The 15419-nt window shown below is 65.1% G+C and carries 1 protein-coding gene; it reads right to left on the reverse strand.

From position 1 onward, the window contains the following. Positions 1–12: 12 nt before the first annotated feature. Positions 13–15366 carry a non-ribosomal peptide synthase/polyketide synthase gene (locus tag CKW34_RS17505; protein ID WP_331717185.1) on the reverse strand — a complete coding sequence of 5118 codons (15354 nt, stop codon included), beginning with the start codon at positions 15364–15366 and terminating at the stop codon, positions 13–15. Positions 15367–15419 lie beyond the last annotated feature (53 nt).

The raw sequence follows: 15419 nt of genomic DNA on the forward strand, positions 1-15419 counted from the left end.
TGAATGCTGATCTCATTTCGATGAATCTCCCTTGCCGGCGAGGGCGTCACGCACGATCGCGAAGATCTCTGGCGACATCATCTGCCAGTGGGTTTCGGATACGACGGTGTTGTTCACGCGCCCCGTCACGAAGGGGAACCAGCTGGACATCGCGCGTTCTCCCGTCCGATCGTCGTGACCGGCCGTGACGAAGTCGATGTCTCCTCGGAAGATGCCGGGCTCGTTTCGTTCGGCCAAGCGCATGTCACGGTTTGCATTGGCCAGCAGTTTCGTCACGAGAGCCTCGGCATCCTCGACAGAGACACCGTAGGTCCGTGAGACCGCACGGACGATTCCGGTCGATTCCTCACCCTGCGAGTCGATCGTCGCCGGATCGAGCCCGATACCTCCCAGGAGCTCACGTGAGGTCAGCGCGTCGAGTCCCTCGACCGTGACGGCCTCCGCGTTGCTGTAGCTGTCGATCAGGACGAGGGAAGCAACGTCAGCACCGTCCGCTTGCAACTGAACTGCGATCTCATGGGCGAGCGCCCCACCGAGGGACCAGCCGACGAGATCGTACGGACCCTCCGGAGCCACCTTGCGGATCTCATCGACATATCTGCCCGCGATGTCCCGAAGCGAGTGGGGATCGAAATCGGGTTCCCTCAACGCCGGAGTCTGCAGCCCGTACAGCGGCCGATCGTCGATGTACTGGGCGAGCCCCACGTAACACCAGGCGAGACCCACGATGGGGTGTACGCAGAACACCGGCCGGCCGGACCCCGTCGTGCGAATCGGCAGCAGAACGTCGGTGCCCGCAGTCGAGATACCGACCGCACCGTCGATCCTGGCTGCAAGACCCGCTGGAGTCGGGTCGACGAACATCCACTGCAGTTTCATCAGCCGCCCCTGCGCCGCCAGACCCGACACGATTCGGGTTGCCGACAACGAGTTACCACCCAGAGCGAAGAAGTTGTCGTCCAATCCGACCCGTTCTACTCCGAGCACCTCACCGAAGACCGCCGCCACGATCTGCTGTGTCTCGGTCCGCGGAGCACGGAAGGAGTCGGTCTCGAAGACGGGCGTAGGCAACGCGCCACGATCCAACTTGCCCGACGCATTGAGCGGGAGCTCATCGAGCACGACTACGCGCGAAGGCACCATGTACGACGGCAGCAGTCCTCGTACCGAAGCAACGACCTCATCCGGATCGATCTCGACGTCAGCAGTCGGTACAACATATCCGATGAGAGCGTCGCCCGACTCGCGCCGGAAAACTGTTGCGACAGAACGTGCTACGCCAGCCAGTGCATCGAGAACCGCTTCGATCTCACCGAGCTCGATGCGCTGACCACGGAACTTCACCTGGAAATCGGTGCGACCCAGATACTCCAGCTCACCGTCTCGCGTCCACCGCACCAGATCACCCGTGCGATACATCCGCTCGCCGGAGCCGAAGGGATCGGCCACGAACCGCTCCGCCGTCAGATCCACCCGCCCGTGATAACCCCGCGCGAGCTGAACACCCGACAGATACAACTCACCCGCCACCCCGACCGGCACCGGCCGCAACCGACCGTCGAGCACAAGCACCCGAGTGTTCCGTACCGGTGATCCGATCGGCACCACCCGACCGTCGGACGAATCGAGATACGTGAACGACGTCGCCTGGATCGTCGCCTCGGTCGGACCGTACAGATTGTGCACCTGAGCCGAACACGTCTGCCGCGTCCGAAGCGCTGTACTGGCGGAGAGCTCTTCGCCGCCGGTGAAAAGCGCCCGCAGCGAAGTCCACATCCCGGACGACCATTGGTCGAGCACCGCCTCGAGCACCGACGGCACGAACTGCACCGCCGTGACCTGCTGCTCGTCGATGACCCGCGCCAGATACTCCGGATCCCGATGCCCGTCCGGCTCCGCCACCACCAACCGCGCACCGGCCTGCAACGGAAGCAACAACTCCCACACCGACGCATCGAAGGTGAACGGCGTCTTGAGCAACACCACATCGTCAGCGCCCAGAACGAACCGTTCCTGCATCCACAGCAACTGGTTGACCACCGAACGATGCTCGACCGCCACACCCTTCGGCCGACCCGTCGACCCCGACGTATAGATCACATACGCCGTATTCTCCGGACGCAACACCGCACGACGATCGGAATCGGTCACCGGAGCATCCGACACCGACGACAGATCCACCTCGTCCACAGGAACCACCGGCACGGAATCCGGCGCACCGAAGCCGTCCCGTGACGTCGTCAGCACCAACACCGGCTCCGACGAATCGAGCACATACCCCGTCCGCTCCACCGGATGATCCGGATCCACCGGCACATACGCACCACCGGCAGCAAGCACCGCATGCACCGCCACCACCAGATCCACACTGCGACGCATCGCCACCGCCACCCGCGACTCCGGCCCCACACCCACCGAAATCAAATACCGAGCAAGACGATTCACCCGCGATGAAAATTCTCCATAGCTCACCTCACTGCCGTCCGATACCAACGCGGTCGTATCCCCCGACACAGACACAGACGAATCGTACAGTTGAGGCCACGTTTCAGCAGGTCGAGTCTGCGTGGTGTCGTTCCACGAGTCGAGCACCGACACCCGCTCCTCGGGAGCCAACAACTCCACATCCCCGACCGGCACCGACACATCCGCCGCCACCGCCTCGACCAACCGCACGAACCGCTCCGCGAACGACACCACCGTCGCCTCGTCGAACAGATCCGTCGCATACGTCCACGCCACCGACATCCCCGCCGGCGCACCCGACTCATCGAACTGCTCGGCCACCGTGACATCGAGATCGAACTTCGCCGACACCGCATCGAGCTCCACCGGAGCCACCGTCAACCCCGGCAACTCCAAACCCGCACGCTCGAAATTCTGGAACGACAACAACACCTGGAACAACGGATGCCGCGCCTGCGAGCGCTCCGGATTGAGCACCTCCACCAACCGCTCGAACGGCACATCCGCATGCCCGAACGCCGCCACATCCACCGCACGCGCCTGCTCGAGCACCTCCGCGAACGACGCAGACGACTCCACCCGAGTACGCAACACCAACGTGTTGACGAACATACCCACCAGATCGTCGAGCGCACGCTCCCCACGACCGGCAACCGGCGTACCGATCGCAATATCGTCGGTACCCGACAACCGAGCCAACAACACCGCCAACGCCGCATGCACCGCCATGAACACGGTCACCCCACGCTCACGCGCCACCCGCGTCAACGCCTCGTGCACACCCGCATCCACCACACCGACATGCATCGCCCCACGATTCGACGCCACCGCCGGACGCGCACGATCCACCGGCAGATCCAACTGATCCGGCAACCCCGCCAAACTCTCCCGCCAGAACCCGACCTGACGCGAGATCAGCGACTGCGGATCGTCCTCCGACCCGAGCACCTGCCGCTGCCACAACGCGAAATCCGCATACTGCACCTCGAGCGGCGCCCAGCCGGGCGCCTCACCACGACACCGGGACTCGTACGCCACCATCACATCCCGAGCCAACGGCCCCATCGACACACCATCACCGGCGATGTGATGCACCACCACCACCAACACGAACTCGTCCACCGCATCCACGACCCGGAACAACCGCACCCGCACCGGCACCTCGACCGCCACATCGAACCCGGCCGTAATCGCGTCGACTGCCCGCGTAGCGACTTCGGCAGCGCCCACGATCTCTTCGTTCAAGTCGAGGTCGACTTCCGAGCGCGGCAGTACGCGCTGGTAGCCAACACCATCAGTCATCGGATACACCGTCCGCAACGACTCGTGCCGCTCGACCACATCCGAAACCGCAGCAGCCAACGCCGCCACATCCAATGCCCCTGACAAACGCAGCGCCATTCCCACGTTGTTGGTTCCGGAGGACGTGTCCAACCGGTTCAGGAACCACATCCGCTGCTGCGCAAACGACAACGGCACCCGCTCCGGACGCTCCTGCGCCACCAACGGCACCCGACCACCGGCACCGGCATGCTCGGCCACCCGCGCCGCCAACACCTCGACCGTCGAACCCTCGAACAACACCCGCACCGGCACCGCAGCATCGAGAGCCGCACCGATCCGCGAGACCACCTGCGTAGCACTCAACGAGTTGCCACCGAGAACGAAGAAATCATCGTCGAGACCGACCCGCTCGATGCCGAGCACCTCACCGAAGACCGCAGCGACCGTCTGCTCCACCGGCGTACGCGGAGCACGGAACTCCACCGCCTCGAATACCGGCTCCGGCAACGCCTTACGATCCAACTTGCCCGACGCATTGAGCGGCAACTCATCGAGCACCACCACCTGCGAAGGCACCATGTACGACGGCAACACCGACCGCACCGCATCGAGCACCACACCGGAGTCGACCGCACCGGCCACATAGCCGACCAACCGATCACCGACCTGCGCATCCGAATGCAGCACCACCACGGCCTGCCCCACCCCCGGCACCTGCTGCAGCGCCGACTCGATCTCACCGAGCTCGATGCGCTGGCCACGCAACTTCACCTGGAAATCGGTGCGACCCAGATACTCCAGCTCACCGCTTCGCGTCCACCGCACCAGATCACCCGTGCGATACATCCGCGCACCCGAACCGAACGGATCGGCCACGAACCGCTCCGCCGTCAGATCCACCCGACCGTGATAACCCCGCGCGAGCTGAACACCCGACAGATACAACTCACCCGCCACACCGACCGGCACCGGATGCAACCGACCGTCGAGCACAAGCACCCGGGTGTTCCACACCGGCGACCCGATCGGTGCCACCGAAGCCCCCGGATCAGCTGCCCAAGCGGTGACCACCTCCGCCTCGGCCGGCCCATACCAGTTGTGCAACTGCGTATCGCCGGCCACCGCCGCGAACCGCCGCACCGTCTCCATCGGCAATGCTTCACCGGCGACGAACACCCGACGCAGACTCGACCCCACCGAACCGGGGATCGCCGACAAGAACGCGGCAAGCATCGACGGCACGAAATGCACCGTCGTGACCTGCTGCTCGTCGATGACCCGCGCCAGATACTCCGGATCACGATGCCCGTCCGGCTCCGCCACCACCAACCGCGCCCCGGTCTGCAACGTCCAGAACAACTCCCACACCGACACATCGAAGGTGAACGGCGTCTTGAGCAACACCACATCCGTCGCATCGAGCGGATACCGATCCTGCGCCCACAACAACTGATTGACCGTCGCCGCATGCGGCAACGCCACACCCTTCGGCCGACCCGTCGACCCCGACGTATAGATCACATACGCCGTATTCTCCGGACGCAGAATGGACACCCGCTCCGCAGCCGAGACGGCATCCGCCGAAAAATCGGACACATCAAGCTCATCGACCGCCACCACCGGAACGGAATCCGGCGCACCGAAGCCGTCCCGTGACGTCGTCAGCACCAACACCGGCTCCGACGAATCGAGCACATACCCCGTCCGCTCCACCGGATGATCCGGATCCACCGGCACATACGCACCACCGGCAGCAAGCACCGCATGCACCGCCACCACCAGATCCACACTGCGACGCATCGCCACCGCCACCCGCGACTCCGGCCCCACACCCACCGAAATCAAATACCGAGCAAGACGATTCACCCGCGACGCGAACTCACCATAGGTGTACTCACCACCGTCGAACACCACCGCCGGCGCACCCGGCGACCGCTGCACCTGCTCGTCGAACAAGTCGGTCAGCAACCGCGCCGACACCGCATGCCCGGTCGCATTCCACGAGTCGAGCACCGACACCCGCTCCTCGGGCGCCAACAACTCCACATCCCCGACCGGCACCGACACATCCGCCGCCACCGCCTCGACCAACCGCACGAACCGCTCCGCGAACGAGACCACCGTCGCCTCGTCGAACAGATCCGTCGCATACGTCCACGCCACCGACATCCCCGCCGGCGCACCCGACTCATCGAACCGCTCGACGAACGTGATCTGCAGATCGAACTTCGCGGTGTCCAGATCCGCCTCCACCCCGGCCACCGTCAGGCCCGGCAACTCGAACGTCGTCTGGGCGAAGTTCTGGAAGACCAGCAGGACCTGGAACAACGGGGCGTGCGCCGTCGACCGGGTCGGAGCCAACTCCTCCACCAGCCGCTCGAACGGCACATCCGCATGCCCGAACGCCGCCACATCCACCGCACGCGCCTGCTCGAGCACCTCCGCGAACGACGCAGACGACTCCACCCGAGTACGCAACACCAGGGTGTTGACGAACATGCCGATCAGGTCGTCGAGCGCACGCTCCCCACGACCGGCGATCGGCGTACCGACAGCCACGTCGTCCGACCCGGACAACCGCGACAACAACACCGCAACCGCGGCGTGGACCACCATGAACATCGTCGCATCGTTCTCACGTGCGACCCGAGTCAAAGCGCGGTGGGCAGAGGCGGAAACGTCCGAAGGTACTGTCGCTCCGCGGAAGGACTGCACGGGAGGCCTCGGACGGTCCGTCGGCAGCGACAACACTTCCGGTACGTCCGCCAAGTTCTCCCGCCAGAACCCGACCTGACGCGAGATCAACGACTCCGGATCGTCCTCCGACCCGAGCACCTGCCGCTGCCACAACGCGAAATCCGCATACTGCACCTCGAGCGGCGCCCACCCCGGAACCTCACCACGACACCGGGACTCGTACGCCACCATCACATCCCGAGCCAACGGCCCCATCGACGAACCGTCACCGGCGATGTGATGCACCACCACCACCAACACGAACTCGTCCACCGCATCCACGACCCGGAACAACCGCACCCGCACCGGCACCGCCGCCGCCACATCGAACCCGGCCGCGATCACCTCACCGACCCGCACCGGCACCTCGTCCCCCGACACCGACACCGGCGACAGATCCAACCCCACCGCCGAGACCGGAACCACCACCTGCGCCGGACCCTCAGGCCCCGCCGGATACACCGTCCGCAACGACTCGTGCCGCTCGACCACATCCGAAACCGCAGCAGCCAACGCCGCCACATCCAGAACACCGGACAACCGAATCGCCAATGGCACGTTGTACACCGCAGAGGACGGATCGAACTGGTTCAGGAACCACATCCGCTGCTGCGCAAACGACAACGGCACCCGCTCCGGACGCTCCTGCGCCACCAACGGCACCCGACCACCGGCACCGGCATGCTCGGCCACCCGCGCCGCCAACACCTCGACCGTCGAACCCTCGAACAACACCCGCACCGGCACCGCAGCATCGAGAGCCGCACCGATCCGCGAGACCACCTGCGTAGCACTCAACGAGTTGCCACCGAGAACGAAGAAATCATCGTCGAGACCGACCCGCTCGATGCCGAGCACCTCACCGAAGACCGCAGCGACCGTCTGCTCCACCGGCGTACGCGGAGCACGGAACTCCACCGCCTCGAATACCGGCTCCGGCAACGCCTTACGATCCAACTTGCCCGACGCATTGAGCGGCAACTCATCGAGCACCACCACCTGCGAAGGCACCATGTACGACGGCAACACCGACCGCACCGCATCGAGCACCACACCGGAGTCGACCGCACCGGCCACATAGCCGACCAACCGATCACCGACCTGCGCATCCGAATGCAGCACCACCACGGCCTGCCCCACCCCCGGCACCTGCTGCAGCGCCGACTCGATCTCACCGAGCTCGATGCGCTGGCCACGCAACTTCACCTGGAAATCGGTGCGACCCAGATACTCCAGCTCACCGCTTCGCGTCCACCGCACCAGATCACCCGTGCGATACATCCGCGCACCCGAACCGAACGGATCGGCCACGAACCGCTCCGCCGTCAGATCCACCCGACCGTGATAACCCCGCGCGAGCTGAACACCCGACAGATACAACTCACCCGCCACACCGACCGGCACCGGATGCAACCGACCGTCGAGCACAAGCACCCGGGTGTTCCACACCGGCGACCCGATCGGTGCCACCGAAGCCCCCGGATCAGCTGCCCAAGCGGTGACCACCTCCGCCTCGGCCGGCCCATACCAGTTGTGCAACTGCGTATCGCCGGCCACCGCCGCGAACCGCCGCACCGTCTCCATCGGCAATGCTTCACCGGCGACGAACACCCGACGCAGACTCGACCCCACCGAACCGGGGATCGCCGACAAGAACGCGGCAAGCATCGACGGCACGAAATGCACCGTCGTGACCTGCTGCTCGTCGATGACCCGCGCCAGATACTCCGGATCACGATGCCCGTCCGGCTCCGCCACCACCAACCGCGCCCCGGTCTGCAACGTCCAGAACAACTCCCACACCGACACATCGAAGGTGAACGGCGTCTTGAGCAACACCACATCCGTCGCATCGAGCGGATACCGATCCTGCGCCCACAACAACTGATTGACCGTCGCCGCATGCGGCAACGCCACACCCTTCGGCCGACCCGTCGACCCCGACGTATAGATCACATACGCCGTATTCTCCGGACGCAGAATGGACACCCGCTCCGCAGCCGAGACGGCATCCGCCGAAAAATCGGACACATCAAGCTCATCGACCGCCACCACCGGAACGGAATCCGGCGCACCGAAGCCGTCCCGTGACGTCGTCAGCACCAACACCGGCTCCGACGAATCGAGCACATACCCCGTCCGCTCCACCGGATGATCCGGATCCACCGGCACATACGCACCACCGGCAGCAAGCACCGCATGCACCGCCACCACCAGATCCACACTGCGACGCATCGCCACCGCCACCCGCGACTCCGGCCCCACACCCACCGAAATCAAATACCGAGCAAGACGATTCACCCGCGACGCGAACTCACCATAGGTGTACTCACCACCGTCGAACACCACCGCCGGCGCACCCGGCGACCGCTGCACCTGCTCGTCGAACAAGTCGGTCAGCAACCGCGCCGACACCGCATGCCCGGTCGCATTCCACGAGTCGAGCACCGACACCCGCTCCTCGGGCGCCAACAACTCCACATCCCCGACCGGCACCGACACATCCGCCGCCACCGCCTCGACCAACCGCACGAACCGCTCCGCGAACGAGACCACCGTCGCCTCGTCGAACAGATCCGTCGCATACGTCCACGCCACCGACATCCCCGCCGGCGCACCCGACTCATCGAACCGCTCGACGAACGTGATCTGCAGATCGAACTTCGCGGTGTCCAGATCCGCCTCCACCCCGGCCACCGTCAGGCCCGGCAACTCGAACGTCGTCTGGGCGAAGTTCTCGAAGACCAGCAGGACCTGGAACAACGGGGCGTGCGCCGTCGACCGGGTCGGAGCCAACTCCTCCACCAGCCGCTCGAACGGCACATCCGCATGCCCGAACGCCGCCACATCCACCGCACGCGCCTGCTCGAGCACCTCCGCGAACGACGCAGACGACTCCACCCGAGTACGCAACACCAGGGTGTTGACGAACATGCCGATCAGGTCGTCGAGCGCACGCTCCCCACGACCGGCGATCGGCGTACCGACAGCCACGTCGTCCGACCCGGACAACCGCGACAACAACACCGCAACCGCGGCGTGGACCACCATGAACATCGTCGCATCGTGTTCTCGAGCCAGTTTCTTCAGGCCGGAGTGCGCCGCCGCCGGCACCTCGAACGGCACCCTCGCACCCCGGAAGGACTGCACCGGAGGGCGGGGACGGTCGGTCGGCAACGTCAAGCTCTCGGGAAGGCCGTCGAGCGTCGATCGCCAATAGGCGGTCTGCTGTGCGATCAGCGAATCCCGGTCGGACTCGTCGCCCAGGACCTGCCGCTGCCACAACGCGAAATCCGCATACTGCACCTCGAGCGGCGCCCACCCCGGAACCTCACCACGACACCGGGACTCGTACGCCACCATCACATCCCGAGCCAACGGCCCCATCGACGAACCGTCACCGGCGATGTGATGCACCACCACCACCAACACGAACTCGTCCACCGCATCCACGACCCGGAACAACCGCACCCGCACCGGCACCGCCGCCGCCACATCGAACCCGGCCGCGATCACCTCACCGACCCGCACCGGCACCTCGTCCCCCGACACCGACACCGGCGACAGATCCAACCCCACCGCCGAGACCGGAACCACCACCTGCGCCGGACCCTCAGGCCCCGCCGGATACACCGTCCGCAACGACTCGTGCCGCTCGACCACATCCGAAACCGCAGCAGCCAACGCCGCCACATCCAGAACACCGGACAACCGAATCGCCAATGGCACGTTGTACACCGCAGAGGACGGATCGAACTGGTTCAGGAACCACATCCGCTGCTGCGCAAACGACAACGGCACCCGCTCCGGACGCTCCTGCGCCACCAACGGCACCCGACCACCGGAACCGGCATGCTCGGCCACCCGCGCCGCCAACACCTCGACCGTCGAACCCTCGAACAACACCCGCACCGGCACCGCAGCATCGAGAGCCGCACCGATCCGCGAGACCACCTGCGTAGCACTCAACGAGTTGCCACCGAGAACGAAGAAATCATCGTCGAGACCGACCCGCTCGATGCCGAGCACCTCACCGAAGACCGCAGCGACCGTCTGCTCCACCGGCGTACGCGGAGCACGGAACTCCACCGCCTCGAATACCGGCTCCGGCAACGCCTTACGATCCAACTTGCCCGACGCATTGAGCGGCAACTCATCGAGCACCACCACCTGCGAAGGCACCATGTACGACGGCAACACCGACCGCACCGCATCCCGAACCGCCACCGGGTCCAGAATCGCGTCCACCGCGGAAACCACGTAGCCCACCAGATGCTCACCGAGGTCACCGCCGCGCACGACGGTCACCGACTGGGCTACACCCTCGACGCCCAACAGAGCTGTCTCGATCTCACCGAGCTCAATCCGCTGACCTCGGAACTTCACCTGGAAATCGGTGCGACCCAGATACTCCAGCTCACCGTTTCGCGTCCACCGCACCAGATCACCCGTGCGATACATCCGCTCGCCGGAGACGAAGGGATCGGCCACGAACCGCTCCGCCGTCAGATCCACCCGCCCGTGATAACCCCGCGCGAGCTGAACCCCCGACAGATACAACTCACCCGCCACCCCGACCGGCACCGGCCGCAACCGGGCGTCGAGCACCAGAACGCGGGAGTTCCACTGTGGCAGACCGATCGGAACGCTGCGTAGCTCGCTGTCGGACCTCACGACCTTGCGATAGGTGATGCTCACGGCCGCCTCGGTCGGACCGTAGAGGTTGTGCAGTGGTGCCGGCGACCGCCGCACGAATGCGCGGACGGTTTCGGGCGGTAGCGCCTCCCCGATGACGAAGACGTCCCGGAGCGTTGCCAATTCATCGGCGCGGGCGTACTCGGCGAAGACGGTGAGCATCGACGGCACGAAGTCGGTGAGGGTCACCTTCTGTTCGGACACCGTCCGCGCGACATAGGCGGGATCGCGGTGGCCGTCGGGGGTTGCGATCACGAGATGGGCACCCACCTGGAGTGGGAGAAAGAATCCCCACAGGGACACATCGAAGGTCGTCGCCGTCTTCTGGAGGTAGACGTCGGACGGGGACAATGCGTATGCGTGGCGCATCCATGCCATCTGGTTCGCGATCGCCCGATGCGGAACCGCCACGCCCTTCGGTCGGCCGGTCGATCCTGACGTGTAGATCACGTAGGCCGTATTCTCCGGTCGCAGCACCGAGACACGGTCGGAGTCGGCGACCGGGGCGTCCGACATCGAGGACAGATCGATCTCGTCGATCGATACGACCGGCGTGGACCCCGGAACCTCGAATCCGTCCCGCGAGGTCGTCAGCACCGCAACGGGTTCGGCGGACTCGAGTACGTAACCGGTTCGCTCGATCGGGTGATCCGGATCGACCGGCACGTACGCGCCGCCGGCCTCGAGAACCGCGTAGATCGCGACCACGAGATCGACGCTACGGCGAATCGCAAGAGCCACACGGGATTCCGGCCCTACTCCGATGGAGATGAGATGCCGTGCCAGCCGGTTGACCCGGCGATCGAATTCGTCGTAGGTCAGTGCGGCGCCTTCGTAACTCACCGCAACGGCATCGGGCGTCTCGACGATCTGGCGACGGTACCGCTGCAGGAGCAAAGTCTCCTCGACCGGATGACCGGTGTTGTTCGCATCGACTACCAGGCGGGTCACCTCGGCCTCGTCGAGAAGAGGAACGTCGCCGACCGGCAGTCCTACGTCGGAGACGAAAGTATGCAGGATTCGGAGGTAGCGATCCGCAAACTCCCGAATTGTGTCCTCGTCGAAAAGATCCGTCGCATAGGTGAAGTCGACGGCCATTCCGCCGTACTCCGAATCGGTTCCCAATCGCTCGGCGACGGTGAGTTGAAGGTCGAACTTGGCTGTCGAGTAGTTCGACTCGACGGCCCCGATGGTCAGGCCGGGAAGTTCGAACGTCGTCTGGGTGAAGTTCTGGAAGAACAATGCGACCTGGAACAACGGATGCCTGGCCTGAGAGCGTTCCGGGTTGAGCACCTCGACGAGGCGCTCGAACGGGACGTCTGCATGAGCGAAAGCGGCCAGATCGACTTCGCGAGTCCGTTCGAGAAGCGACGAAAGCGAGGTGTCGGATTCGACACGTGTGCGTAGCACGAGCGTGTTGACGAACATGCCGATCACGTCGTCCAGCGCGCGCTCCCCGCGCCCGGCGACCGGTGTACCGATGGCGATGTCGTCCGTACCGGACAATCGTGCGAGAAGCACCGCCAGTGCAGCATGAACCACCATGAACATGGTGACGTCGTGTTCGCGGGCGGCGGCGGCGAGGGCTGCATGCAGATCTGCCGGTATCTCGGCGGAGAAGTTCGCGCCTCGGTTCGATGCCACCTGCGGACGCACACGATCAGCCGGAAGGTCCAGCTGTTCCGGAGCCCCCGCCAAGGTCTCACGCCAGAAATCGAGCTGGCGGGAAATCATCGATCCCGGATCGGTTTCGTCGCCCAGGACGCGGCGCTGCCACAGTGCGAAGTCGGCGTACTGCACTTCGAGGGGAGCCCATCCCGGGGACTCACCGCGGCACCGGGACTCGTATGCCACCATCACGTCCCGAGCGAGCGGCCCCATCGAGGAACCGTCACCTGCGATGTGGTGTACGACGAACACCAACACGAACTCGTCTGCTGCATCGACGATCCGGAACAGGCGGGCACGGAGCGGGACCTCGGCGGAAACATCGAAGCCGAGCGAGATCACCTCGGCCACTGCATCACCGATGTCCGCCGCAGCGACGTCGACGGGCCCGAATGCCAACGGAACATCTTGTGCCGGAACGATCTTCTGGTAGCCGACACCGTCGACATCGGGGTACATCGTCCGCAACGACTCGTGGCGGACGAGCACGTCGGAGATCGCCGCAGCGAGTGCCTCTACGTTCAGTTCCCCCGACAGTCGTAGCGCCATCGGTATGTTGTCGACCGCGGACCCCGGAGCGAGTCGGTTCAGGAACCACATCCGTTGTTGCGCGTACGACAACGGCACACGATCCGGACGTTCCTGCGCCACGAGCGGTTCACCGACGGATTCGACGTGCTCGTCCACGTATCGCGCAAGCGCCACCACCGTAGGTGACTCGAACAGTGCACGCACCGGAACGTTCACACCGAGGTCATGGCCGAGTCGCCCTGCGACCTGCGTTGCAAGCAGAGAATTGCCGCCGAGCGCGAAGAAGTCGTCGTCGAGACCCGCCCGATCCACACCGAGCACCTCTGCGAAGACGGCAGCAACCATCTTCTCGGATCCGCTGACCGGGGGTCGGAATTCGGCGTTGCCGAAGACCGGATCCGGCAGTGCCTTCCGATCGAGCTTCCCGTTCGGTGTCAACGGGATGGTGTCGAGAACCATGAACGACGCCGGGACCATATGCGCGGGAAGGCTCCCGGCGATGTGCTCGCGGAGCCTGTCCACGTCGAGATCTCGAGAATTCACGGGCAGGATGTAGGACACCAGTGAGGTCACCCCGGCATCGTTCACGTGGCCGATCGTCGCCGCGAAGTCGACGTTCTCGTGGGCCGCGAGGACGGCGTCGATCTCCCCGAGTTCGATGCGGAAGCCGCGAACCTTGACCTGGAAGTCCGAACGTCCGATGTATTCGAGTTCAGGCGCGCGCCCTTCCTCGGTGACGACCCACCGCACCAGGTCGCCGGTGCGGTACATACGAGCTCCCGGCTCGCCGTAGGCATCGGCGACGAAGCGTTCGGCGGTGAGGCCTCCTCGCTTGTGGTATCCCCGCGCGACTCCCGCACCGGAGAGATACAACTCACCCACGACGCCGAGAGGGACACGCTGAAGGTGGGCGTCGAGGACCCTCGCCGACATGTTCGGGATGGTTGTACCGAGGGTGATGCGGTCGCCGGGGGACAGCGGCGCGCCGATATTCGTGACAATGGTGGTTTCGGTCGGGCCGTAACAGTTGTGGAAGTTCCTTCCTGGCGCCCACCGAGCAACCAGTTCCTGCGGGTACGCCTCGCCACCGACGGCGACGGTGCGCAGGTCGGGCACGTTGTCAGGGTCGAGGGACGCCAGTGCCGCCGGAGTGATGAATGCGTGGGTCACACGCGTGCGGCGCAGGAACTCCTCCAGCTCTGCCCCTCCGTACAGATCGGGGGGTGCGATCACCATGGTCGCGCCGGCACCGATCGCCAGCAGCAATTCGAGTAACGAGGCGTCGAAGCTCGGCGACGCGAAGTGCAGAGTGCGAGATTCTGTGGTGATCGCGTAGCGCTCGCGTTGCGCGGCAGCGAGTGCCGCCAGACCACCGTGGGAGACCACCACGCCCTTCGGGAGACCTGTCGAACCCGAGGTGTAGATGATGTACGCCGCATCCTCGAGACGCAGCGGAGCGACACGATCGGCATAGGTCGGGTTCGAAACCGGGAATTCGACGAGCCGCTCCCGTGTCTCGGGTGCGTCGAGCACGATCCATTCCACGGAATCCGGCAGATCCGTGACATATCGGTCCACGGTGAGTCCCACGGACGCTCCGGAATCTGTGATCATGTGGGCGATACGTTCGGCAGGATAATTCGGATCCACGGGTACGAATGCGGCGCCGGTCTTGGCCACGGCCCACAACGCCACCATCGAATCGAAGGAACGACGGATCCCGATCGCGACGAAGGCACCCGGGCCGATGCCGCGTCCGATGAGCATATGAGCGATCCGGGACGAGCGGGCATCCAGATCCGCGTAGGTCATTTCCCGACCGTCGAAAACGAGAGCAATGCCGGAGGGATTCGTTTCGACAGCGGTTGCCAGCAGTTGCGGCAGAAGCGGGGTCCGACTGGGGCGGGGACGACGAGCGGGCCGGTCCGGCCGACGGCGGCGCTCCCGCCCACCTGCCACCACACCGTCAGACGTTTCGCGTGTCACCGAGAATTCCCCTTCACTTCGATGCGACTGTGCACAGGCACAGGCACAGACAT

Source organism: Rhodococcus rhodochrous, from assembly GCF_900187265.1.
Taxonomy (GTDB): domain Bacteria; phylum Actinomycetota; class Actinomycetes; order Mycobacteriales; family Mycobacteriaceae; genus Rhodococcus; species Rhodococcus rhodochrous.